Genomic DNA, 23,885 nt, shown 5'->3' on the forward strand with positions numbered 1-23,885 from the left:
CTCTAAACAAAGTAGGTGGCGTGCCGAGCCACGTCAATCCGTCGTTCCAGGACTCGCGTAGCACCGCCTCCTGGGAACACGCGCTGATCACCGGGAACGGGCGGCAGGGTGCGCTCTGCTACGGCTCACCCGGCGGGCTGCGCTTCACCCTGGCACACGAGGACCTCTTCCAGCCGGTCACCGAACCGCTGCCGCCACCGGCCACCGCCGCCGTGCTGCCGCGGCTGCGCGAGCTGATCGTTGCCGGACACTTCGACGAGGCGGCACGGACGGTCTGCGACCTCGCGGCAGAGGAGCATCCGGGGTACGCGCAGACGCGCTGGCAGGACCCGCTGATCCCGGCGTGCACCCTGACCCTCACGCCCGGCCGGCCGGGACCCGGATACACCCGCGGCACCGACTTCACCACCGGCGTCGTCCGGCAGCAGTGGGCCGGCGGGCGCTGCGACGCCTTCGTGTCCCGGGCCGACGACGTCGTGGTCGTCCGCCTCGACGACTGCGGGGCGACGGTGGACCTGGCCCTTGCCGACGGCGAACCGGAACGGCCGATCGACGCCACCGTCACCCGGCTCGGCGACGACCTCGTGCTCACCGGCAGGTTCACCGGCGCCGGATGGCCGGGAGCGCCGGCCGGTTGGACCGTGGCGGTGCGGGTCACCCGTACAGCTGAGGAGCTTTTGATCGTCGCACGCACCGCACCTGGCCTGCGTGAACCCGCCGAGGCCCGGGCCGCGCTGCCGTCCGGCGACTTCGACGACCTGCTCCGGGCGCACGCGCCGATCCACGGCGGCCTGTTCGGCCGGGTCCGGCTCGACCTGGGCGGCGACGTCGCGGAACGGCTCTTCGACGCCGGCCGTTACGCGATCATCAGCAGCACCGGGCGGCGGCCGCCCACCCTGCAGGGCGTGTGGAGCGGCACCTATTCGCCGCCGTGGCGCAGCGGCTGGACCATCGACGGCAACCTTCAGGCGGCGCTGCTCGCGGTGCACACGACCGGCACGCCGGCCCTGATGGTGCCGCTCTTCGACCTGATCGACACGCTGATGGACGACTTCCGGGAGAACGCCCGCCGCCTCTACGGCGCCGGCGGCATCCTGGCGCCGGCGCATCTGGGCACGCACGGGCGGCAGAACCACTTCGGGCCGGTCTGGTGCCTGACGTTCTGGACGGCCGGGGCCGGCTGGCTCGGGCGGCTCTACCTGGAGCACTGGCAGTTCACCGGGTCGCGCGAGTTCCTGACGTCGCGGGCGTTGCCGTTCCTGCGCTCGGTGGCCGACTTCTACCTGGACTTCTGCACCACCGGTTCGTCGTCGCCACTGTTCAACCCGTCGTACTCGCCGGAGAACGCACCCGCCGGCACCGGCGCACAGGCCTGCTCCGACGCCACGATGGACAGGCAGGTGGCCGCCGACGTGCTGCGCGCCCTGCTGACTCTGGACGCCGGGCACCCGGACGCCCCGCGCTGGCGCACCCTGCTCGAGGCACTCCCGCCCTACCGCGTCACGGCCGGCGGCGTCCTCGCCGAATGGATCGACCCGCGGCTCGACGACAACCACGCCCACCGGCACTGCAGTCACCTCTACCCGTTCTGGTACGCCGGCGATCCCGCCGTCGCCGACGACCCGGTGCTGCACGCCGCCGCGGTCCGGGCGGTGCGGGAACGCCTGCGGTGGTGGCTGAGCGAGGAGTCCGACGAGATGGGGTACGGCCTGGCGCTGCTCGGCACGGCCGCCGCGCACCTCGGCCTCGCCGCCGAGGCACATGCGGCCCTGACCCGCGTCGCCGGCGCGTACTGGCGTCCCAGCCTGGTGCCGACCCACAACCGCGATCACCTGTTCAACGTGGACCTCGCCGGTGGCCTGCCCGCCCTGGTCGTCGCCATGCTGCTCCGCAGCCGTGACGTGGGCCCCGACGGCGTGGCGCGGATCGACGTCCTGCCGGCGCTGCCCGGGGCCTGGCCCACCGGCAGCGCACACGGCCTGGTCGCGCGGGGCCCGGTGACGGTGGACGTCAGCTGGTCACCGGACACGGTCACGGTGACGCTGCGCTCCACCACGCACCGGGAGGTGGAACTGGGCCTCCCGGCCGGCCAGGAGAGGCTCACCCTGCGGCCCGGCCTCCCGCACGCGCTCACGCGTAGCCGATGAACTGACGCGTGGCCGATGGATCAGCCCTTGACCGCGCCGATGATCACGCCCTTCGTGAAGTGCCGCTGGACGAACGGATAGATCAGCAACGCCGGGACGACGGTGATCACCACGACCGCCATCTTGATCGCCAGGGTCGGCGGGGTGGCCGCGCCGAGACCCGGGATGTAGACGGCGGCACCCGAGGACGTCGGGGACTGCCCGGCCAGGATGAACTGCTGCAGGACCCGCTGCACCGGCTGCAGGTCGTTGCGGTCGATGTAGAGGACCGCGTTGAAGAAGGCGTTCCAGTAGCCGACCGCGTAGAACAGGCCCACCACCGCCGTGACCGCTTTCGACAGCGGCAGCACGATGCGGGTCAGGATCCGGAACTCGCCGGCACCGTCGATCCGGGCACTGTCCAGAAGTTCGCCGGGGATGCTCATGAAGAAGGAGCGGAGCACCACCAGGTTGAACGCGCTCACCGCGGTCGGCAGGATCAGCGCGAGCAGGTTGTCCTTGAGGCCGAGGCCGGTGACGACCAGGTACGCCGGGATCATGCCCGGGTAGATCAGGAACGTCAGCAGGAAGTAGAAGAGGATCGGCCGGTGTGCGAGCGTCCCGGGACGCGACAGGCCGTACGCCGCCAGCACCGTCACGGTCAGGCTCAGCACGGTGCCGGCGAGGGCCACCACCGTGCTGACCACTATCGCGTCGGTGATCTGGCCGCCCGAGAAGATCACGACATAGGCCGAGGGGTCGAACTCCCGGGGCAGGAAGACGTACCCGCCCACCGCGTTGATGGTCTTCTCCGAGGAGAGGCTCGTGATCAGCACGACCCAGAGCGGTACCACCACCGCGGCCACCACGGCGGTCAGGACGGTGCCCTTGCCGAGCCGGCCGATCAGGGAGGGCTTCTCCTCCCACGCAGGTCTGACGCTCATGATTTCGAGTAGATCCCTTGCTCGCCGAACCGATGTGCGATCTTGTTGGCGCCCACGATGAGCAGCAGGCCGACCACCGCCTTGAACAGGCCGGCCGCCGCGCCGACGCCCCATTGCTGCACGGCGATGCCCTGGTAGTAGACGTAGGTGTCGAGCACCTCGGCGGCGTCCCGGCCGACCGCCTCGCGTTGCAGCACGAACTGCTCGAAGCCGACGTTCAGCGCGTCACCCAGCCGCAGGATCAGCAACAGGATGATCACGGGGCGCAGTCCGGGGAGGGTGATGTGCCAGAGCCGGCGCCAGCGGCCGGCACCGTCCGCCGCGGCCGCCTCGTACTGTCCCGGATCGATCGCCGCCAGCGCGGCCAGGAAGACGATCATGCCCCAGCCGGCGTCCTTCCAGATCGCCTGCGAGGTGATCAGGAAGATGAACGTGTCCGGGTTGGTCATGATGTCCAGCGCGGCGAGGCCGGCCTGACGCAGCGTCTGCGCGATCAGGCCGGCGCCGCCGAACATCATCTGGAAGAGGGAGACGACGAGCACCCAGCTGAAGAAGTGCGGCAGGTAGACGACGCTCTGCACCAGCGACCGCAGCCGCGGCGACATGATGCTGTTGAGCAGCAGCGCCAGGGCGATCGGGATCGGGAAATAGAAGACCAGCTGAAAGATCGTGATCGAGAGCGTGTTGCGTACGGCGTCCCAGAACGCGGGGTTTTCGAAGAGGTACTCGAAGTTCCCGAACCCGATCCACTCGCTGTAGAGGAACGCCTCGAACGGGTTGTCGCCGACGAACGGGTTGTAGTCCTGGAACGCGATGACGTTGCCGAGCGCCGGCACGTAGTGGAAGACCAGCAGCAACGCCATCGCCGGCAGGCACATGAGCAGGAGCGGCCAGTCCCGCCGCAGCCGTGCCGAGAACGACAGCTGCCGCGGGACCGGCGCCGCCTTCGCGGTCTTCCGGAAGATCGCTGGGAGGGCGCTCATCGGCCGTTGTCAGCCAGGACCTTGGCGTAGAACTCGCGGGCCGCGTCGCCACCGCCGGACTTCCACTCCGCGATCACCTTGGGCAGGTCGGAGAGGGGACGCCGGCCACGCTGAATGTCAGTGATCTTGTCGTCGGTGGGCTGCTGGATGGCCGCCTGCTGCGTCGGCACCTCGACCTTGATGCCCTCCCACGGGTTCTTCTCGAGGTACTTCGTGGCGTCGTTCCCCCAGTTCACGAAGTCGGCCGCGTAGTTCGGGATGTCCGGGCCACCGACGATGACCGCGGGACGGCCACCGGTGAAGACGAACTGGTTCGCGAACTCCTTGACGTAGAGGTCGTTGGTGACCGGCGCGCCACTGGCGTCCCGCTTGAAGTGGGTGCCCTCGACGCCGTAGTTGTAGAGCTCGTACTCCTTGGTGCCGAACGGTGCGGCGACGTAGTTGAGCACCCGTAACAGCTCCTGGGTGCGCTCCTGCCCGAGCCCCTTCTTCACGAAGGTCCACATGATCGACGGGGTGCTGGCCCACCGCACCGGCGGCTTGCCGGCGTCCGCGCCGAAGACCTTGACGGCCTGCATGTCGAAGCCGGGCGTGGTCGCGATCGCCGGCCGCAGCACCTCTTTCCAGGCGCCGCCGCCGTCGGCGAACATGAAGATCTTGCCGCCCTTGAACAGGGTCTTGACGTCGCCGCCCTTGGTGCTCGCCAAATCCGGGTGGATCAGCTTCTCGGCGTAGATCCGGCTCATGAACTCGACGGCCCGCTGGTACTCCGGTGTCTCGTACCGGTGATAGACCTTGCCGTCGGCGCCCTTGGCCCAGCCGTTCTGCGACCCGGTGTTGCCGCAGATCTGCAGCACCTCCTGGAAGATGTCGCCGAACGCCCACTCACCGGCGTCCGGGTTCGTCATCTTCTTGCCGAACTCGTAGAGCTCGTCGAGGCTGGCCGGCGCGGCCATCCCGCGCTTGTCGGCGACGTCCTTGCGGTAGAAGAGCAGCGTGGGGTACGGCGAGTCGGTCGGGAACGGGACGGCCATCAGCTTCCCGCCCCAGACCGAGTCCTGCCAGGCCTTCGTGTCCAGGCCGGCGAGCAGGGGGTACGCGTTGACGTTGTCCCCGGACAGGTAGGGCGTGAGGTCCTCGAACAGCGCGTGCACGCCGTCGCTGAACCGGGCCAGCTTGTTGATCTCCCAGCCCGGGATGCAGGTCAGGTCGGGCACGTCCCGGGCGCCGAGCATGGTGTTCAGCTTGTCGCCGTAGGTGTTGCCGTCCTGGATGCTGAAGTTCAGCGTCCCGCCCATGTCCGCGGCGACCGCCTGGACCAGCTTGTTCTCGGTCGGCGGCGCCGGCCCCCACCAGGGCGTCGTCACACTGATCGGCTGACCGCTGGTGATCGGCTTCGCGGTCACCGCGTCGGCGAGGGTCGCGGGGTACTTGACGTACCCGTCGGCCATCGGCCGGACACCCTTGACGTCCGGCGGGACCAGGGTGGAGTCCTTGAACGCGGGCACCACGCCGGCGGCCTGCTCGGCGGTCGTCGCCGAGCCCGCCCGGCTCGGGTCCTTGCTGCATCCGGTGAGCAGCCCGCCGCCGGCCACGGAGGCCGCGCCGAGGCCGATCAGCCCGAGGAAGTTTCGCCTGTTCGTCGACGCGCCCACGGCGCACCTGCCTTCCGAAATGGCTTAAGTTTGGTTAGCGTCTAAACTAAGTACATCGAAGACAAGCTAACTGACGTGTGGTGCGGGCGACAAGGATCACTTGGGAGCGCGACCATGGAGCCGATGGCAAGATGGCGGAGAAAATCCGGTGGAGAGCGGAGCTCGATGTGAGGACCACGCAGGCCGAACCCCAGCCGGCCGGCTTCACCGACGTGCGCGCCACGAATCTCGCCGTGGTCCTGCGTCACCTGCGGACGAACGGGCCGAGCTCCCGCGCCGCGATCGCCGCCTCCACCGGCCTCAACAAGGCCACCGTCTCCAGCCTGACCGGCGACCTCATCGACCAGCGGCTGCTTCGCGAGACCGGGTCGAGCGGGAACCGGATCGGACGCCCGGGGACCGCGCTGGCGCTGGACGGTTCGGCATACGCGGCGATCGGCATCCAGGTCGCGGCCGACCACCTGACCGCGCTCGCCGTCGACTTCGCCGGTGACCAGCTGCTCCTCTGGCACCGGGCGCTCTCCCTGAGCGGCGGCCGCGCGGTCGCCGCGATCATCGCCCTGGCCCAGCGCGCCGCCACCCGGGTCCGGCAACAGGGCCGCACCGTCCTCGGCATCACCCTCGCCGTCCCCGGCCTCGTCGACGAGCAGGGCACTGTCCGGCTCTCCCCCGCCCTCGGCTGGTCCGACCTGGACCTGCGCGGCCCGGTCGCCGGTTCGCTGCGTCAGCCGGGCCTCGTCGTGACCGTCGCGAACCAGGCGGCCTTGGCCGCCCTCGCCTGCTTCCGGCGGCAGTCGAACCTCACCCACGCGCCGGGCGACGGCCCGGCGGCGAACGGCGGCCCGGGGGCGCGGAGCGACCAGGCGGCGAACGGCCGGCTCGCGCCGGAGGGCGATCTCATCCTGGTGAGCGGCGCCGCCGGGATGGAGGCCGGGGTCATCACCGGCGGCCGCCCGCTGCACGGCGCTCGCGGGTTCACCGGTCAGATCGGCCGGTTCGCCCTCGGCCCGGCCGGCAGTCCCACCCTGGCCGACCTGGCCGGCGTCGAACCGCTGGTGCGCCGCGCGCTGCCCGATTTCGACCCGCAGTCGCTGACCGACCTCGGCCCGGCCGTGGAACAGGTCGCCGTGCTCGCCCGTGCCGCCGACGCCGGCGCCCTGGCCGCCCTCCGCGACACCGGCCGCCACCTGGGCCAGGGTCTCGCCATCCTGGCGAACCTCACCGACCCGTCGATGATCGTCCTGGGCGATCACTACGCGACTCTCGCCGAGTGGCTGGTCCCGGCCGCCGAGGTCGAACTGGCAGCGCATCTGCTCGCGCCGGCGCCGGCCCGGATCGTCGCCTCCGAGCTGGGATCGCACGCCGGCGCACTGGGCGCGGCACTGTCGCATCTGGACCGGGTCGATACTGGGAGCCTTCCCACGGCGGTGTAACAATCGATACCCGTTACTCCTTGACCGGCGCGGGACGGGGTGCGAGCCTCAGGGAACCCGACCGAAACATTCGCGAAATCACTCGCGCGCTCGGTTGTCGAAGCGCTTCGACTGTCCGGTCCCGACAGCCGGCTCCGACAGCCCGGCTCGGCCCCGAAGGAACGCGTTGTGACCGATTCCCCCGCTTCGCGCGACGCCGATCGCGACACCTTCCGCGACCCCCAGCAGAAGGTTGCCGCGCGCGTCTCCGACCTCCTCGGCCGGCTGAGCCTCGCCGAGAAGATCGGCCTGCTCAACCAGCACCAGGCCGCGATACCCCGGCTCGGCGTCGGCCCGTTCCGCACCGGGACCGAGGCCCTGCACGGCGTCGCCTGGCTCGGCACCGCCACCACCTTCCCCCAGGCGATCGGCCTGGCCAGCAGCTGGGACCCGGAACTGCTGCGCCGGGTCGGCGAGGCGGTCGGCACCGAGGTCCGGGCCATGCACCACCGCGACCCGGAGAACGTCGGGCTCAACGTCTGGGCGCCGGTGGTGAACCCGTTGCGCGACCCGCGGTGGGGACGCAACGAGGAGGGCTACTCCGAGGACCCCTGGCTGACCGGCGTGCTGAGCACCGCGTACTCCCGCGGGCTGCGCGGTGATCACCCGCTCCGGCTGCGCACCGCGCCGACGCTCAAGCATTTCCTCGCGTACAACAACGAGACCGACCGCTGCCTCACCTCGAGCAACCTGCCGCCGCGGGTGCTGCACGAGTACGAGCTGCCGGCCTTCCGCCCCGCGCTCGCCGACGGTGCCGCGGTCGCCGTGATGGCGTCGTACAACCTGGTCAACGGCCGCCCCGCCCACCTGAGCCCGCTCATCGACGAGTGCCTGCGATCCTGGTCGGCGGAGGACGTCCTGGTCGTCGGGGATGCCTGGGCGGTGCACAACCTGGCCGGCGACCAGCGGCTGTTCGACGACCACGTGACCGGGTTCGCGGCCGCCCTGCGCGCCGGCGTCGACTGCGTCACCGAGGACCTGCCCGCCACCCTGGCCAACTTCACGGCCGCCTGCGAGCGCGGCCTGATCACCGAGTCCGACGTGGACGCCGCTGTCCGGCGGATCCTCGCGATCCGGTTCCGGCTGGGTGAGTTCGACGCGGGCGCGGACCCGTACCGGCACATCGGGCCGGACGTGATCGACTGCGCGGACCACCGGGGGCTCTCGCGGCAGGCCGCCCGGGCGTCCGCCGTGCTGCTGCACAACGACGGCATCCTGCCGCTCGACCCGGGCACCACCGGCCGCGTCGCCGTCGTCGGGCCGCTCGGCGACACCCTGTTCGAGGACTGGTACAGCGGCACCCCGCCCTACCGCACGACGCTGCGCGACGGCATCGCCGCCCGGATCGGCGCCGGCTCGGTGGTCTTCGCGGAGGGCGTCGACCGGGTGACCTTGCGCTGCGCCGCCGGCTTGCTCTTCGCGACACCGCAGGGACCTCTGGGCGTACGGGCGGACGACGATCTCCCGGACGACGATCTCCCGGACGACGATCTCCCGGACCACCCCGGCACCGTCTTCGACCTGCTGGACTGGGGCGAGGAGACCGTCTCGCTGCGGGTGAACGGCCGCTGCGTCGGCGCCGACGGCCTGGGCCCCGGCGACCACCTGCTGATCAACGACCGGCCGGGGCCGAACGGCTGGGAGGTACGGGAGACGTTCCGGTTCGTGCCGGCGCCGGACGGTGTGCTGCTCCACCACGTGCAGAGCGACCGCTTCCTGGTCGCCGGCGCGGACGGGCTGGTCCGGACCGCCGCGACCGGACCGGCGGACGCGACAGTGTTCACCGTGGACCTGCTCGTCGACGGCGTCGCGGCGGCCGCCGCCGTGGCCGCGTCGGCGGACGTGGTCCTGCTCGCCCTCGGCAACCATCCGCTTGTCGCCGGGCGGGAGACCGCCGACCGGCGCGACCTCGAACTGCCGGGCACCCAGGACGATCTGCTGCGCGCCGTGGCGGCCGTCAACTCGCGGACCGTGCTCGTGCTGACCAGCAGTTACCCGTACGCCATCGGGTGGGCTCTGGAAAATCTGCCGGCCGTGCTCTGGTCCGCGCACGGTGGCCAGGAGCACGGCGGCGCCCTCGCCGACGTCCTGTTCGGCAGCGACGCGACCGGCGACCTCGTCGAACCGGCCGGCCGGCTGACCCAGACCTGGTACGCCGATGACGGCGACCTGCCGGACCTGCTCGACTACGACATCGTCGCGTCCGACGCCACGTACCTCTACTACCGCGGCACCCCGCTCCTGCCGTTCGGCCACGGTCTCGGATACACCCGGTTCCACTACACGGACCTGCGCCTCAGCAGCGACGACGTCGACCCCGCCGGCCGCGTCACCGTCACCGTCGACGTCGTCAACACCGGCGACCGCCCCGGCGCCGAGGTGGTGCAGTTCTACACCCGTCAGCAGCACTCCCGGGTGAAGCAGCCGCTGCGCCGGCTCCGCGGGTTCCGCCGCATCCACCTCCAACCGGGCGCCGGCACCACCGTCAGCCTCACCCTGGACGCCGCCGACCTGGCGTTCTGGGACGTCACGAGGTCGCGCTGGGTGGTCGAGGACGCCACGCACACCATCGCCGTGGGCCGCTCCAGCACCGACTGGCGGCGCACCGCGACGCTGCGCGTGCGAGGCGAGCACATCCCGGCCCGCTGCCCCCGGTCGGGCCTGCGGTTCGCCGACAACGACGGGTACGACCTGACGGCCCCCGTGACCCTGCCCGGCCTCCCGGTCGATGCGGTGCGCAGCACCGGTCCCGGGGCCTGGACCGTCTTCGACGACGTCGACCTGGGGCGCGGGCTGACCCGGGTGACGGCGGGTGTCGCCGCCACCGGACCGGGAGCCACCCTGACGCTGCGCCTCGACGACCCGCTCGACGGCCCGGTGCTGGCCACCGTGCCGGTGCCGGTGTCGGCAGGCCTCGACCCGGTCCCGGAGACGTCGGCCAAAATCGATCCCCTTCCCGGCCGGCACGCGGTGTTCGCCCAGTTCAGCCACGCCGGCCTGACCGCGACGGTGCTGACCTTCAGCTGATCCGCGCTTGCTCACTGTCCACATCGCAGGTACTTTCCAAATGGAAAGGAGAGCGATGACCGACATGACTCACGCGGCGGCCACCGAGGCCCTGACCGCGGCGGACCAGGGACTCCGGCGGGGCGCAGGCGCCGTCCGGCCCCGCAACACCACGCGGTTCGTGCTGGTCACCGGCCTGCTCTCGATCGCCGTGGGCACAACTTTCGACATCCCGGCGTCGCTGTGGGGCGTCGGTGCGATCCTGCGCTTCCCGCTGCCCCTGGTGATCTGCGCGGGGTGGGCCCTCTACGTCCGCCGGGAGTGGCCGGCCCGGCCACGGCCGGCGGGGTACGGGCGCGTCGTCGTCACCGCGTTCTTCGCCCTGCACCTGCTGTGCTTCGCGGCGGCGTCCCTCGCCGGCATCGCGCTGCGCGAGGCCGGAACCCCGCTCCCCTTCACCGCCGCGGGCCTGGTCTACGCCCTGCTGATGATCCCCGCGGTGGCCTTCGCCGCGCACCGGCTCGCTCCCCGCTACGCCGACCGGATGGCCCGGCAACCTCGATGACGACCGAGCCGGAACTGAACCCGGTCATCAACACCACCACCCGGCTCACCGTCATGGCGGTGCTGGCCGCGGTCGAGGAGATGGAGTTCGGCGCCACCCGGGACGCGGCAGGCATCAGCGACTCGGTCCTCTCCAAACAGGCCACCGCGCTGGAACGAGCCGGCTACCTGACCGTACGCAAGGGCAGCATCGGCCGCCGGCCACGCACCTGGCTGTCCCTGACCACCGGCGGCCGCACGGCCATCCGGAACCACATCGCCGCACTGCGGCACCTGCTGGCCCGCGCCGAGGCCCCACCACAGCCGACGGCGGGAGCGGCGGGAGCGGCGCAGCCGACGGCGGGAGCGGCGCAGCCGACGGCGGGAGCGGCGGGAGCGGCGCAGCCGACGGCGGGAGCGGCGGAAGCGGCGCAGCCAGCGGCGGGAGCGGCGGAAGCGGCGCAGCCAGCGGCGGGAGCGGCGGGAGCGGCGCAGCCGGCGGCGACCGGCTGACTGCGGCGCCGGTCGCATGACCTCGCAAATCCGGCACCGGTGGCGTCACTGAACGCGGCCCCGGTGGGCGGGCAGGCGGGATGTCGGCCGGTGGTGGGCGAGGCGCACGAGGGCGGCGTTGTAGTTCTTGCCCTCGGGTCCCCTGCGGCCGCCGCGGTCGGTTGCGTGGCGTTGTTGATCTGCTAGCGCTACGAAATCGCTGTGATCATGGGGTTAAAACCGCGATTTCGCATCGCTAGCAGATCAACATCTCGACGAGGACGGCGCGACCGGGACCGCCAGAGGACACGGGAGTGGATTCGCGGGCGGTGTCGGCTGGGTGGCGATCGGGGCGCGGCGACCCCGGGCGCGTGACCCGGGGCTCGGCGGCCCAGGCGCGCCGCCTTCCCCCCGACGTCGCCTGCCCTCTCGGTCGACGGCGGCGTCGACTGCCGGCAGCCACGTCACGAAGGACCCTCCGCGGATGGCCGTGTCGCTGTCAGCGGTCCATCGACGCCGCCCGGCCCGGTGACAACACCCCCGAACGACAGGGGCAGCAAGGCCGGGCGGCTGAGCGATGCCCGGCCGAAGACGATCAACAGAGCGCGGTCAGGCGATGGGTGTGCCGGTCACCGTGGTGCCGGAGCGGGTCAGCTGGTAGGTGACGATCTCGCCGCTCCAGAAGTGGAAGCGCAAGGTCACCGGGGTGGCGTCGGTGACCTCGGCGAAGAAGTCCGGCGTCAGGCGGATCGTGCCGGCGGCGTGGTCGGGGGCGAAGGCGCGGTCGTACTCCTTGTACGGGGTCCAGCCGTGCGGTCCCGCGTTGCTGCCGTCCGGGTAGATCGCCGTCATCGTGGCCAGCCGGTCGCCGTTGAAGGCCGCCGGCACGGCGAACGACGTGGTGCTGCCGGTGGCGGCGGAGAGCACCGGGCGGTCGGTGGCGATCACGTCGAGGCGCCACGGGACGCCGCGGGAGAAGCGCAGGGAGAGGGACGCTGTGACCCCGTACCCCGGTGGTTGGGTCAGCCGCGTGAGCAACCCGGCGGTGAGGGTGAGCCGGTCGCCGGAGATCTGGTAGTCGGGGCCGCGCCGCAGGGTGCTGGCGCCGAGGCGGATCTGGGTGAAGCCGGTGCCGTTCAGGTTCAGCGTGATCGTCTGCGCGGTGACCGGCGCCGAGCGGCTGACGAAGACCAGGTCGGTGGCGGCGGTGCCGGATCGGGTCGTCCAGCTGGAGCGGATCTGACCGAAGAGTTCCGGGTCACGCCAGGCCAGGGACGTACGGTCGAAGTGCTGCCCGTTGTCCCAGAGCATCGTGGCGACCCCGCGGACGCGCGCCTGCCGGCCGAAGAGCTCGAAGAACTTGAGCTTCTCCCCCTGCTCGATCGTGCCGGTGTGCCGGTCGAAGCCGAGCAGGCCGTACTCGCCGATGACCACCGGCACGCCACGCGCCACCAAGGTGGTGTGTATCCGGGTGAACATGTCGATCAGGTCCTGCTGTGCGGTGGCGTCGAAACGGTAGCCGCCGGCGACGTTCACGCTGAACGGCCAGTACCCGTAGTAGTGCACGGTGGCGATCAGATGGGGGTCGTTCAGGGCGGCGAACTCGGCGGCGAGGTTGTCGAGGTGCACCTGGTCGGCCGAGGTGTGCAGGGTCGGCAGCACGAGCAGCCGGTCGGTGTTGCCGCCGCCGGAGCCGCGCACGATGCGGTGGAAGGACGCGTTGAGCTCGGCGAGGAGCGCGGCCGGGTCGCCGCCGGTGAACTGCGGCTCGTTCACGCTCTCCAGCACCAGGCGCGGCGACGCGTCCCGGAAGGCAGGGGCCACCTGCGACCAGATGGCGTTGAAACGGGCCAGCACGGTGTCGTGGTCGACCGGCATGTTGTTGATCCACTGCCAGGAGTCGTGGTGGACGTTGAGCATCACGTGGAAGCCGTCGTCCAAGGCCCAGCCCACCACCTCCTTCACCCGGGAGAGGTACGCCGGGTCGATCGTCCAGTCCGGCCCCGGCCCCTGGTGCTGTCCCCAGGTGACGGGGATCCGGATGCTCTTGAAGCCCTGTGCCCGGATGCCGTCGAGCAGTTCCGGCGTGACCCGCGGGTTGCCCCACGACGTCTCGTCGTCGCCGGTGGCGTCGAACGTATTGCCGAGGTTCCAGCCCGGCTGCATGGCGGCGACCGCCTGCGCCGGGGTGCGGGCCGCCTCGCCGGCGGCGGCCGGGGTGCGGGCCGTCTCGCGCGCGGCGGCCGGGATGCGGGTTGTTTCGCCGGCGGCGGCCGGGGTGGGACCGGCCGCTGATGCCGGCGCGGGTCCGGCCGGGCCGAGGCCCAGCCCGGTGATCAGGGCGAGGCTGAGGCCGAGGCCACCGAGCCTGCCGAACAGTCGCGACATGACGCTCCTGACGAGGACGCGTGGAAGCGGAGCGGACGGGAGCGCTCCCACTGTGATCTCGGCAGACTATGTATGGACGTCAAACTATGTCAATGAATGCCGGCGACATGGCGGCGGGCCATCCGCGGGGGCGAGCGGGGGATGCACACCTCGCCGGAATGGCCCGCCTCTCGGCCTGTCGCAGCGACGCCCCGTCCCGCCGTCGAAGGGTGAGCCGGGGTGCCGGCACCGGCCCGCGCGGCGACCTTGCCGGGCGAGCACACGGTGCTCATAACGCGGAGGCTAGTACTCGGTGCATTCCACAGAAAGGCTGATCCACGGGATACTGCACTTTCCGAGAAACCGATTCCAGTGGCTCCGTCGAAAATGGTCGGCACCGGCTCAGACGAGTCGATCTCTGCGACTACCTGCAACTACGCAAGTTGCATGATCGTTCACCCAAAGGCATCACTCCAAACTGGATTGGCACATGATTTTGGGGATTACGCATTGTCGCGCCCCTATTGCAGTTCGTACTCTATGGTCACCTGTTATCGATCGACTTGAGTACGAGAGCGGGGCCGCTCGGCACGGGCCCGCGTGGGGAGCAGCCATGCTTGTCAAAGTCATCGACCAGATCACCGACGACATGCACGAAGCAGCGTGGGACATGTACGAAGGCGCGTTCGCCGACCTTCGTGCGCTCGCAGTGCAACGCCATCTGATGTACCGGGCGGAGTTCGACCAGGTGATGTTCGATCCCCGAATCGACAAGTACCTCTGCCTCGACGACGGCGGCAAACTCTGCGGCCTGTCCACGTACACCAATGACCTGTACGCGATGCCACTGATCGCTCCGGAGTACTTCGAGCGCCGATGGCCCGACCTCTACGCGCAGAAGAAGATCTGGTACTGCGGCTTCGTAGCGGTCGCCGAGGACGCCCGATCCACCCGGGCCTTCGCAGAACTCGTCGAGGCCATGTACCGAACCGCCACGGATCGGAACGGGATCATCGCACTCGACTTCTGCCGTTACAACGACGACAACCGCAACATGGCGAAGGTGATCCGGTTGATGTTGCGCCGGCTCTCCGGCGGCACGTTGCGAGCGTCGTGCATGGACCAGCAGTCGTTCTGGATCTACGAATTTCCAGCGGCGTCACAGTAGGAATCACGCCATAGGCGACCTCCACATGCACCAGAGCGGAGGCCCGTCGGGAAGTTCGATCACGGACCGGACCTGGTATCCGTGCCGAAGGTAGAGGTCGCGATTGCGCGGTTCGTTGGCCTCGAGATAGGCGGGGAGCCCGGCCCGGTCCAGACGGGCGTGGTGGCGGTCCAGCAGGGCGCTGCCGATGCCACGGTTCTGCCGGCTGGGCCGCACCGCCATGAAGGCCAGGTAGTGGTGCGGCTCGAGCGGGTGGTGCTGGTCGAGCGCGGCGTCCAGCTGCTGACAGCGGTCGAACGCCGTGTCGGCGGCCTCCTTGAGCCGGCGCTCGTAGTCGACCGGTGCCGGGATCATCGAGGTGAGCGGGAACCAGAGCGCGACGCCGCTCATCCGGCCGTCGCCGTCGGCGGTGCTGTAGACCTCGCCGTGCGCCAGAGCGTGCTCCACGAAGATCTCGAAGTAGCGGGGCGAGTTCTGCCCGCGGATCAGGGTGTCGGGTTGCATCCAGCGGGCCACCGGTCCGTCCCACAGCGCCTCGGCCACGAGATCGGTGATCTCCTCGGTGTCGTACGGCGACACGTGCCGGATCACGAGTTCCTGGATGGCGTACGTCATTGATCTTTCCCTACTTGATCGACGGAAGTTGGTCACGTAGTTCGTGCGGATGCTGGTACTGCGAGTGGGAGTGCGGTCGCGGCAGCGCGGGATAGTCGAGGACGTTCCGGCCGTCCGCGCCGCGGCCGATGCCCGCGTACACATCCGGGCGGGTGCGTTTCACGATCAGCGCCCAGCCGAAGCCGATCGCCGCGAACAGCAGGTAGCCCACCGTGAACACCCAGTGGAAGACCGAGTCGCTGCCCACCTGCAACAGGTCGCCGAACCCGATCACGGTCGCCAGCAGGATGATGCTGAGCAGGAAGAACGCGAAGATCGGGGCGACCCGGGCCCGCCAGATGTTCTCGCCGCGGCGGTGCTGGACGAAGAACGCGATCACCGCTGCCGAGGCACTCCACATCAGGATCAGCACGCCCAGACCGCCGACCACGGTCAGCCACGCGAAGAGGTGGACGAGCGGATCGATGCCGAACAGGCCGTAGGTCAGCAGGACGCCGAGCGCCAGGATGCTCTGCGTGACCGAGCCGACCACCGGTGCTCCGGTACGGGGATGCGCGTACCCCCATCGGCTCGGCAGCACCCGCTCCCGGCCCAGGGCGAACTGGTAACGCGAGACCGCCGCGTGGAAGGCCAGCAGGGCGGCGAAGATGCTCGTCATGAACAGCAGGTAGCCGATGGTGATGAGCGTGCCCGGCACGTGTGGCGCGACAAGGGTGAAGACGAGGTCCGTCTGCTCGGTCCGGGCGGCACCGACGATCCGGGTCGGTCCGGCGGCCACCGACATGGCCCACGCCGACAGCGCGCAGAGGATGCCGGCCAGGATCACGCAGAGGTGGGTGGCCCGCGCGATGGTGCGTTTCGGGTCCTTGGCCTCCTCGGAGAGCACGACCGTCGCCTCGAAGCCGGTGAACCCGCCGATGGCCAGCACCATCATGGCCACCACCTCGGGGGTGAGCAGTTGTGCCGGCGCGAGCGCGGAGAAACTCACCGAACCCTCGGCCGGGTTGCCCGCCATCACCAGGTCGTAGATCAGCACCACCGCGATCTCGGCGATCAGCAGGACGCCGAGCACCTTGCCGCTGAGGTCGACCCAGAGCATGCCCAGCACCGCGATCAGCGCCCACGCGACGAGGGCGCAGGCCAGCCAGGACGCGGTCAGTCCGACCGCTTCGAGGATGCCGGAGGCGACCACCCCGAAAAGGCCGAACAGGCCGATCTGCATGAGCGAATAGGCCGCCAGCGCGACGAAGGCCGCCGCGACACCGAGCTCCCGGCCGAGGCCGTGGCTGATGTACGCGTAGAAGGCGCCGGAGTTGACGATGTGCCGGCTCATCGCGACGAACCCGACCGTGAAGATCGAGAGAATCCCCGCCACCACGAGGTAGACCAGCGGCACCGCCGTGTTGCCGACCACCGCGTAGATCGTCGAGATGGCCCCGATGATCACGGTGAGCGGCGCCGCGCCGGCCACGCCGAAGAAGACCACCGACGAGACACCGAGCCGGTTGCTCGCCAGCGACTGGCTGACGATGTCCGGTCCGGAGTTCCGCCGGTTCAACTCCGTCAGCATGGTGCCGGCCCACTGATCGACGTTGTTGCGCCGGCGCTGGTGGCGGCCGGCCGGGCTCACCGGCGGCCCACCGCGAGCGCGGTGCCCACCTGCTGCTCGGTGCACTCAACGAGTTCACGCAGGTCGCTGGGCAGCGAGGCGATCATGCTGGGCAGAGAGTGGTAGATGTGCGGGTACATCTCGAATCCGTACATGACGTGGCGGGTCAGACCGGTCGCGACGACCAGCCCGACCAGCAGGCGGTCGGCGAGGTTGAGATCCATGCCGCGGACCAGGATGTTCGCGATCCGGGTGGAGGCCCAGGCGGCGGCGTTGCGCTGCCGGGCGGTGTTCGGCATGTAGAGCGTCTGCGTGGAGCCCAGCATGCGGCGGCGGGTGACCATCTCGACGGCGCCGACGCGCATCAGGCGCTCGGCGACCCGCAGGGCCGCGTCCTGGGACAGGAAGGCGAGCCAGGTCCGCACATCGGTGTGCTGGGACTGGGCCGAGAGCAGATCAAGGACGTCATGCGAGAGCGCATCGCGCGGCGGATGACGATCGACAATGAACAGTTCGCCGTCGGCGACACCGACACGGCCCTCGAGTACGAGTTCGGAGAGCAGAGCGGCGGCCAAACCGAGGCCGGTCGCACGGGGATGGAGTCTGGACCGGCCGGTGCGGTCCTCGTGTGCGATCAGGTAGTACTGGTCAGCCAACACTTGCGCCACGCCCCTTAGACGCCAGTTCCAATGATCATTTCTCTATGTGTAGGAAAGAAGACAGAACTCGATGTCCGCAGCATCATGTACCGAACATCAAGGTCAATACAAGAAGTACTAGACTTCTCATTAAGGCCCTGCAGTCTGGAACTCCACTAAGGATCATGCAGAATTGCGATCATGGGGCGCGTGATCGAATGGGCTACTGGATCGTGAGGAACCGGTCGTAGTGTCGACCGCATCAGGACCGTAGGGAGTCCAGGTGTCCGATATCGAGGGTCCGACGCTCCGCCGCCGCCGACTCGGCGCGGAGCTCAAACGATGCCGGGAAGCCGCCGGCCTGACGCAACAGGACGTGTCCCGGCACTTCGAGTGGCACGCCGCCAAGGTCACCCGGATCGAGACCGCACGGGTGGCGGTCACCCCGCGCGACGTGCGGGATCTGCTGACCTTGTACAACGTCCGCGACCAGGGATACCGCGAGGCGCTGGTGGAGCTCGCCAGGCTCTCCCGGGAGCGCACCTGGTGGACCGACTACCGGGACATCATGCGACCCGGCAACTTCGTCGGCCTGGAGGCGGCCGCCTCGTCGATGCGCGCCTGGGAACCGATCATCGTGCCCGGCCTGCTGCAGACCGAGGCATACATGCGAGCACTGATCAAGACCGGTCGCTCGAACGATACCCAGCAGCAAATCGACAGGCGGGTGGCATTGCGCCTCACACGGCAGAGCCGGCTCGGCGGCGATCGGCCGCTCGAGCTCTCGGCAGTCATCGACGAGTCGGTGGTGCGCCGTGTCATCGGCGGCGAAGACGTCATGGCAGATCAACTGCGACATCTGATCGATACGGCTGGATTACCGAATGTAACCCTGCAGATCTTGCCCTTCAGCGCCGGGGAACATCCGTTCCTTGGGGGTTCAGCAGCACTTTTGGAGTTCCGCGAGACCACCCATTTGGATGTTGTCTACCTCGAAGGCATTGCGGGAGACTATTACGAAGAGCAACCGGATGAGGTTGCCCGGTACCGGCAGGAGTTCGAGCGAATGAGTGCTAAGGCGCTCGATCATCGGACTACGATAAAGATGATCGAGAGTCTGCTCGTCGCGTAGCGCTCCCGAAGGAATCTCATATCGAAGGGAGGTGCTCGACCATGCTCGCGCACCAACTCGACGGTGCCGTCTGGAGAAAAGCCAGTCGCAGTAACGGCAGCGGCGGCAGCAACTGCGTCGAGGTCGCATTCCTCGACAAGGGAATTGCCGTCCGTGACAGCAAGGACCAGGCGGGGCCGGCTCTCATGTTCACGGAAGCGGAGTGGACCGCTTTCGTGGACTCCACCAAGGACGGCGAATTCGATATCGACTCGTGAGAGCCTACCGATAGCCGCACACCGATGGAAGTCCTGAAAGGTTAGATCGACTTTCGCGATGTGCGACTTGAGGAGTGCCACGGCGTCTCCCCGTGAGGCGCCGTGGCACAGGTCCACCGCCCGCCCGGCGCCGGTGACACACCGGCACCGCATGATGACAATCGGTCAGGCGAAGGCCGGCCGGAACGCCACCGCGACTGCGGGGGCCGGCGTCAGATGCCGGACCGCCGCCGCCCGGGCCTGCGCGACCGCCGCCTCCCGCACCAGGCTGTCCCAGTTGCGGCGGGCACGCACGGCGTCCTGCCAGGCCGCCCGCTCGGCCGCCACGGCCTGCTCGTGCACGCGCGCCAGGTAGGCCGCGCTGACCCGGTGCACCGTCACCTCCTGCTCGGCCGGGTGCAGCCGGGCGTCCCACCCGTGGTGCCCGTTCAGCGCGTCGACGACCGCCTCGGCGGGCAGCTCGCCACGCTCGGCGGCCTCGCGCACGGCCCGGTGCAGGAAGCGCTCGCGGTACGCGTACTCCGCCGGGGTCCGCGCCGTGTACGGCGTGCCGAAGGCCACCGCTGTCCGGCTCCGCGTCCAGCGCACGTCCGCCGCCTGCCAGGACCGCCAGGCCGCGTCCACCCGCTCGCCGGCCGCCTCCCAGTGGCCCTGCCAGCGCTGCGCCGCGGACTCCGCCCGATCCGCCGCCACCCGGACCTCCTCGGCGTAACGCACCGCCTGCCGCGCCTCCTCGGCCTGCCGCAGGCGCAGCTCGTCACGCTGCTCGGCCCGGCGGCGCAGGAAGCCCACCGTGTCGATCAGGGCCCGCCCCGGGTGCCGCACGTTGTGCGGGCTGGCCAGCACCACGAGAGCCGGCAGGGTGAGCAGCATGAGGGTGGCCCAGATCGCCATCGGGGCCGGCTCGGTGAGCAGCATCTCGGCGACGATGTTCATGGTGGTGGTCCGTCCGATCGGTTCGGTGTCCGTTTCCTGGCAGGCGTGGACCCCCGGGCAGCACGTGGTGCTGTCCGAAAAGGGTCAGGCGGAAACGGCGGGCGGAGCCCGCGAACCGAAGGCCCCGGAGAGCGTCCGGGCGCACAGGACGCGCTCGGATCCGGGGGTCGAGCCGGTCGGAACCGGCGCGGCGGCCGGAATTTCGGGGGTACGCGCGGACGGGACACATCCGTCGGCGGAGGCCGTATCGACCGCCACGGCAGAGGCGGAAACGCTGATGGAGCTCGGGCTGCAGGGGGCCTCACCAGTGGGAACGGGAGCCGTCAGCAGCGCCAGAACGAGCGTCAGCAGGACAGGCAACGACCGGAGCAGAGCGCTTCGGGATGTCGTGGCCATGGGACGAACGTACCTATTTGTCATCGAAAGTCCGATTGCGGCGCGCCAGATGATCACCCGTTCCGACTACGCGGATCGGATAGATCTCGCGGCTCGCGGACAGGATCACTCAGCTCGCAGCCCCACGCGCCGATCGAGACATACCGAGCCGGAAGCCATCCGGTCGCCACCCGCGACAGGAGCGATCATGCAGAAGCGCACCGCGGTCACCGACCCGGTCCTGCTGGCGCTCGTGGCGGTCGGGCTGCTCCTGGCGCCGTGGTTCCTGATCGGGCCGGGCGGCGTGACCACCTCCTGGGTGGTGCAGACGACGCTCGACGTGCTGATGGCGTCCCTCGCCTGGCAGATGGCCCGGCACGCGGAGATGCCGGCGGCGGGCCGCCGGTTCTGGCGGGTGGTGGTGCTCGCCTGCGCCCTGTGCACGATCGGCGACGGGTACCAGACCGCGCTGATCGTCCTGAATCCTGGGACGACCGGGATCAGTCTGGTGCAGACCGGCTTCGTGGTCCTCGGGATGGGAACCGTGGTCGCGGCCACCCTGCGGCATCCGCTCGGCGGATCCGGGCGGCTCCGGCTGCGGCTCTGGTTCGACGCGGCGACGGTGCTCCTCGGCGTCGCTGTCTTCCTCTGGTACTTCCTGCTCGCCCAGGAGCTCGGCGGCCGGCAGGACGCCGACCGGTGGGCCGCCTCGGCGACCGCCGTCGTCATGCTGCTCATCACGTTCGGGCTGCTCAAGCTGATCCTGAGCGGGACGGCGCCGTTCACCCGGACGGCGGGGTCGCTGGCGAGCCTGAGCCTGGCCGGGACGGCGCTGGCCGCCCCGATCACCACCGGCCTGATCGGCGACCCGAGCCCCGGGACGATGATCGTGGTGCAGCTGGCACCGTGCGTGCTGACCGCGGTGAGCCTGCGGCTGCAACAGCTCCAGGTCGGCCGGCTTGCCGAACGGGCGGCCACCCGGCCCGGGCCGCGATCGAGCCGGCTGCCGTACCTCGCGGTCGTCGCGACCCAGCTCCTGCTGCTGTGGTCGTTGCGGGACGGGCGGATGGACAGCCGGGTCTGGGGCGTCGCGATCGGCGTCGTGCTGATCACGGCGCTGGTGCTCGGCCGGCAACAGGCCGCGTTCCGTGACAACGAGCGCCTGCTCGGCGAGCTGGACTCCCAGCGCGAGCGGTTCCGGGCCCTGGTTCAGAACACCTCCGACGTGACGCTGGTGGTCAACGAGGAGGCCCTGGTGCAGTACGCCAGCCCGGCCGTGGAGCGGATCCTCGGGGTGACGCCGGAACGACTCCTGGGCACCACGCTGTACGAGCTCACCAACCCCGACGACATCCCGGGCGTGCACGTGCTCGCCGGGCAGCTCGCCGCCCGGCCCGGCGCCGGGCTCACCACGCAGGTCCGGTGGCGGCACACCGACGGCTCGTACCGGTGGATGGACGTCGTCTGCACCGACATGCGGCACAACCCCGGCGTCGGCGGCGTGGTGCTCAACGCCCGGGACGCGTCCGAGACCCGGGCCCTGCACGACGAGCTGCGCCGGCAGGCCAGCCACGACGCGCTCACCGGCCTACCCAACCGGGTGCTGCTGCACCGCCGGCTCCAGGAGTCCGACGCCGGGCGGGTCAGCATGCTGCTGATCGACCTCGACGGCTTCAAGCAGATCAACGACCGGCACGGGCACCACACCGGTGACCTCGTGCTGATCACGGTCGCGGAGCGCCTCACCGACCTGCTCGGCGCCGGTGAACTGGCCGCCCGGCTGGGCGGCGACGAGTTCGCGGTGCTGCTGCCCGGCACCGGCACCACCGAGGCCGACCGGCTGGCCCGGCGGATCGCGGCGGTGATCGGCGAACCGATGCTGATCGCCGGGCACTGGCTCACCGTGGGCGCCAGCGTCGGCGTGGCGACCGGCGAGCCGGGCGAGGGCGACGGGCTGCTGCGCGAAGCCGACGCGCTGATGTACGACCGGAAGAAGGCCCGGAAAGCCGGCGGGACCGCCCTGGTGGACGGTCCCGCCGGTCTCGCTACGTCAGATCACCAGCGACGGTAGTCGTCCTGGGTCTGCGCGTTGAACTGCCAGGTGCGCTCCCGCTCGGCCCGGTCGATCCGGCGGTCGCTGACCTCCAGGACGTCCAGACCCTTCTGGATGTCGTTGGAGTAGATGAAGCCGTTGTACCAGTACGCCGACCACGAGCCACCGGTGATGGCACGCTCGGTGCTCAGCGGGCCCCGCTCCCAGTAGGCGATCTCCTTGGGCTTGCGCGAGTCGGTGAAGTCCCAGACCGAGATGCCGCCCTGGTACCACGCCTGGACCATGATGTCGCGGCCCCTGACCGGGATCAGCGAGCCGTTGTGGGCCACGCAGTTCTCGGTCGCCGCGTTCTCCCGCGGGATCTTGAAGTAGCTGCGGAACTCGAGCTTGAGCTTCTTGCCCTTGCCCTTGATGTCGTAGATCGCGTTCGCACCCCGGTTCGGGCCGACCTCCGGGTTGCAGGTGGCCTCGCCGCCGCCGCCGAGCTCGTCGGTGAAGACGACCTTGTCGGCGTCGTTGTCGAACGTCGCCGAGTGCCAGAAGGCGAAGTTCTCCGTGTCCCGCACCGTGGTGATCACCTTCGGCGCCACCGGGTTCGAGATGTCGAACAGCGCACCGTCACCCATGCAGGCGCCGGCCGCGATGTCCTTCTGCGGGTAGGCGGTGATGTCGTGGCAGCCGCTGGTCGCGGTGCCGTAGTCACTGCCCGGGAAACCGCCGTCCGGGAAGAGCACCGGCGTGGCGACCACGGCCGCCGCGGTCGGCTTCTTCAGCGGGACCTTGACGATCGAGATCTTGTCGTGCGGCCACTCACAGTTCGGCAGGCTGGCGCCGGACAGGTTGTAGGACGACACGTACAGGTAGACCGACTTGTCGCGGCCCTTGCCCGGCACGACCGTGTGCGTGTGCGAACCGCAGTCGGTCTTCACCGCGGACACGTACTGCGGGTTCCGCGGGTCCTTGATGCTGAAGATCTTGATGCCTTCCCAGCGCGGCGTCGTGGCCGGCGCGCTGCTGGGCACCGCGGTGCTCTTGCAGGAGTCGTCCGAGCGCTGCGAGTCGGTGGAGAGGAAGAGCAGGTCTCCCCAGACCGTGATGTCGTTCTGCGAACCCGGGCAGACCACCGGCCGGACGACCTGCGGATTGCGGGGGTTCCTGATGTCGTAGACGGTGAAACCGTTGTAGTTTCCACCGAACGCGTATTTGCCCTGGAAGGCCCAGTCGGACCCGAGGGAGTTCTCGGCCTTGAACTCGTCGACCTTCGGCCGGTTGGCGATCTGCTTGATGTTCGAACTGCTGCGAATCTCGTCCACGCCCGGAATGTCGGCGGGCGCGGCCTGCGCAGGTGCCGCAGCCAGGAAGCTGAGCAGGACCGCCGCAGCGCCGACACTTGTCAGGCGCTTGAGCCGCCCTCGTGGGGCAGGGTGCTTCATGGAGCTCCTTCCGCTCACGGAACCACCGGCGAAACACCGCGAGTCGTGTCGCGCGCACCCCCGGTGACAGCGATGTCGGTC

At 70.0% G+C, this 23,885-nt stretch carries 18 protein-coding genes; 9 read left to right on the plus strand and 9 right to left on the minus strand.

Translation table 11 applies throughout. The annotated features are described in order from the left end of the window. Positions 1–20: 20 nt before the first annotated feature. On the plus strand, positions 21–2,147 hold the full coding sequence (locus tag LPA41_RS24390; RefSeq protein WP_229073084.1) for a glycoside hydrolase N-terminal domain-containing protein: 2,127 nt from the start codon (positions 21–23) through the stop codon (positions 2,145–2,147). Between the two features lie 20 nt (positions 2,148–2,167). Here LPA41_RS24390 and LPA41_RS24395 read toward each other — a convergent pair whose 3' ends face one another. Genes LPA41_RS24395 through LPA41_RS24405 form a run of 3 tightly spaced genes read right to left on the minus strand, consistent with a single transcriptional unit; the run spans position 2,168 to position 5,708 of the window. Further along, positions 2,168–3,070 (minus strand): carbohydrate ABC transporter permease, encoded by a 903-nt coding sequence (locus tag LPA41_RS24395; protein ID WP_229073085.1) that lies wholly within the window; start codon positions 3,068–3,070, stop codon positions 2,168–2,170. After that, complete coding sequence (locus LPA41_RS24400; RefSeq protein ID WP_229073086.1) at positions 3,067–4,053, minus strand: sugar ABC transporter permease; 987 nt, start codon at positions 4,051–4,053, stop codon at positions 3,067–3,069. The genes LPA41_RS24395 and LPA41_RS24400 overlap by 4 nt, the downstream gene beginning before the upstream one ends. Further along, positions 4,050–5,708, minus strand: coding sequence for an extracellular solute-binding protein (locus tag LPA41_RS24405; RefSeq protein WP_229073087.1), 1,659 nt, complete (start codon positions 5,706–5,708; stop codon positions 4,050–4,052). The genes LPA41_RS24400 and LPA41_RS24405 overlap by 4 nt, the downstream gene beginning before the upstream one ends. A gap of 167 nt (positions 5,709–5,875) precedes the next feature. Between LPA41_RS24405 and LPA41_RS24410 the strand changes: the two genes are divergently transcribed. The 4 genes from LPA41_RS24410 (at position 5,876) to LPA41_RS24425 (ending at position 11,242) form a co-directional block, all read left to right on the plus strand. Continuing rightward, positions 5,876–7,141 (plus strand): ROK family transcriptional regulator, encoded by a 1,266-nt coding sequence (locus tag LPA41_RS24410; RefSeq protein WP_229073088.1) that lies wholly within the window; start codon positions 5,876–5,878, stop codon positions 7,139–7,141. 168 nt (positions 7,142–7,309) lie between these two features. Then, entirely contained in the window at positions 7,310–10,207 is a 2,898-nt protein-coding gene (locus LPA41_RS24415; protein ID WP_229073089.1) for a glycoside hydrolase family 3 protein, read from the plus strand. A gap of 55 nt (positions 10,208–10,262) precedes the next feature. Beyond that, positions 10,263–10,751, plus strand: a complete 489-nt coding sequence (locus LPA41_RS24420; protein WP_229073090.1) for a hypothetical protein — start codon at positions 10,263–10,265, stop codon at positions 10,749–10,751. Next, a complete protein-coding gene (locus tag LPA41_RS24425) occupies positions 10,748–11,242 on the plus strand; it encodes a transcriptional regulator (protein WP_229073091.1) in 495 nt (164 codons plus the stop codon). The genes LPA41_RS24420 and LPA41_RS24425 overlap by 4 nt, the downstream gene beginning before the upstream one ends. A 588-nt stretch (positions 11,243–11,830) precedes the next feature. Here the strand turns inward: LPA41_RS24425 and LPA41_RS24430 are convergent. Next, on the minus strand, positions 11,831–13,609 hold the full coding sequence (locus LPA41_RS24430; RefSeq protein ID WP_229073092.1) for a cellulase family glycosylhydrolase: 1,779 nt from the start codon (positions 13,607–13,609) through the stop codon (positions 11,831–11,833). 592 nt (positions 13,610–14,201) lie between these two features. Here LPA41_RS24430 and LPA41_RS24435 point away from each other — a divergent pair. Continuing rightward, a complete protein-coding gene (locus LPA41_RS24435; RefSeq protein ID WP_229073093.1) occupies positions 14,202–14,756 on the plus strand; it encodes a hypothetical protein in 555 nt (184 codons plus the stop codon). Positions 14,757–14,759: 3 nt separating this feature from the next. Here LPA41_RS24435 and LPA41_RS24440 read toward each other — a convergent pair whose 3' ends face one another. Genes LPA41_RS24440 through LPA41_RS24450 form a run of 3 tightly spaced genes read right to left on the minus strand, consistent with a single transcriptional unit; the run spans position 14,760 to position 17,639 of the window. After that, a complete protein-coding gene (locus tag LPA41_RS24440) occupies positions 14,760–15,371 on the minus strand; it encodes a GNAT family N-acetyltransferase (protein ID WP_229073094.1) in 612 nt (203 codons plus the stop codon). A gap of 10 nt (positions 15,372–15,381) precedes the next feature. After that, positions 15,382–16,941 carry an APC family permease gene (locus LPA41_RS24445; protein WP_229073159.1) on the minus strand — a complete coding sequence of 520 codons (1,560 nt, stop codon included), beginning with the start codon at positions 16,939–16,941 and terminating at the stop codon, positions 15,382–15,384. A 56-nt stretch (positions 16,942–16,997) separates the two neighbouring features. Beyond that, on the minus strand, positions 16,998–17,639 hold the full coding sequence (locus LPA41_RS24450) for a GPP34 family phosphoprotein (protein ID WP_229073095.1): 642 nt from the start codon (positions 17,637–17,639) through the stop codon (positions 16,998–17,000). Positions 17,640–17,901: 262 nt separating this feature from the next. On the opposite strand from LPA41_RS24450, the gene LPA41_RS24455 reads away from it, so the two are divergent. Together LPA41_RS24455 and LPA41_RS24460 are read left to right on the plus strand one after the other, a co-directional pair. Further along, entirely contained in the window at positions 17,902–18,750 is an 849-nt protein-coding gene (locus LPA41_RS24455; RefSeq protein ID WP_229073096.1) for a helix-turn-helix transcriptional regulator, read from the plus strand. Positions 18,751–18,791: 41 nt separating this feature from the next. After that, complete coding sequence (locus LPA41_RS24460; RefSeq protein ID WP_229073097.1) at positions 18,792–19,007, plus strand: DUF397 domain-containing protein; 216 nt, start codon at positions 18,792–18,794, stop codon at positions 19,005–19,007. A 165-nt stretch (positions 19,008–19,172) separates the two neighbouring features. Here LPA41_RS24460 and LPA41_RS24465 read toward each other — a convergent pair whose 3' ends face one another. Beyond that, on the minus strand, positions 19,173–19,943 hold the full coding sequence (locus tag LPA41_RS24465; RefSeq protein ID WP_229073098.1) for a hypothetical protein: 771 nt from the start codon (positions 19,941–19,943) through the stop codon (positions 19,173–19,175). A 583-nt stretch (positions 19,944–20,526) separates the two neighbouring features. Between LPA41_RS24465 and LPA41_RS24470 the strand changes: the two genes are divergently transcribed. Continuing rightward, the gene (locus LPA41_RS24470) at positions 20,527–22,389 is read left to right on the plus strand and encodes a sensor domain-containing diguanylate cyclase (protein WP_229073099.1); all 1,863 of its coding nucleotides are present in this window, start codon (positions 20,527–20,529) and stop codon (positions 22,387–22,389) included. Here LPA41_RS24470 and LPA41_RS24475 read toward each other — a convergent pair. Next, on the minus strand, positions 22,374–23,804 hold the full coding sequence (locus LPA41_RS24475; RefSeq protein WP_229073100.1) for an LVIVD repeat-containing protein: 1,431 nt from the start codon (positions 23,802–23,804) through the stop codon (positions 22,374–22,376). The genes LPA41_RS24470 and LPA41_RS24475 overlap by 16 nt on opposite strands. Positions 23,805–23,885 lie beyond the last annotated feature (81 nt).

It is taken from the genome of Actinoplanes sp. DH11 (assembly GCF_020873875.1).
GTDB lineage: Bacteria > Actinomycetota > Actinomycetes > Mycobacteriales > Micromonosporaceae > Actinoplanes.

Bases quoted from the DNA above. Each gene is read 5' to 3' on its own strand.
- LPA41_RS24430 (WP_229073092.1), bottom strand. From the start codon at position 13,609: ATGTCGCGACTGTTCGGCAGGCTCGGTGGCCTCGGCCTCAGCCTCGCC.
- LPA41_RS24435 (WP_229073093.1), top strand. From the start codon at position 14,202: ATGCTTGTCAAAGTCATCGACCAGATCACCGACGACATGCACGAAGCA.
- LPA41_RS24440 (WP_229073094.1), bottom strand. From the start codon at position 15,371: ATGACGTACGCCATCCAGGAACTCGTGATCCGGCACGTGTCGCCGTAC.
- LPA41_RS24465 (WP_229073098.1), bottom strand. From the start codon at position 19,943: ATGAACATCGTCGCCGAGATGCTGCTCACCGAGCCGGCCCCGATGGCG.
- LPA41_RS24460 (WP_229073097.1), top strand. From the start codon at position 18,792: ATGCTCGCGCACCAACTCGACGGTGCCGTCTGGAGAAAAGCCAGTCGC.
- LPA41_RS24475 (WP_229073100.1), bottom strand. From the start codon at position 23,804: ATGAAGCACCCTGCCCCACGAGGGCGGCTCAAGCGCCTGACAAGTGTC.
- LPA41_RS24400 (WP_229073086.1), bottom strand. From the start codon at position 4,053: ATGAGCGCCCTCCCAGCGATCTTCCGGAAGACCGCGAAGGCGGCGCCG.
- LPA41_RS24425 (WP_229073091.1), top strand. From the start codon at position 10,748: ATGACGACCGAGCCGGAACTGAACCCGGTCATCAACACCACCACCCGG.
- LPA41_RS24470 (WP_229073099.1), top strand. From the start codon at position 20,527: ATGCAGAAGCGCACCGCGGTCACCGACCCGGTCCTGCTGGCGCTCGTG.
- LPA41_RS24445 (WP_229073159.1), bottom strand. From the start codon at position 16,941: ATGCTGACGGAGTTGAACCGGCGGAACTCCGGACCGGACATCGTCAGC.
- LPA41_RS24395 (WP_229073085.1), bottom strand. From the start codon at position 3,070: ATGAGCGTCAGACCTGCGTGGGAGGAGAAGCCCTCCCTGATCGGCCGG.
- LPA41_RS24420 (WP_229073090.1), top strand. From the start codon at position 10,263: ATGACCGACATGACTCACGCGGCGGCCACCGAGGCCCTGACCGCGGCG.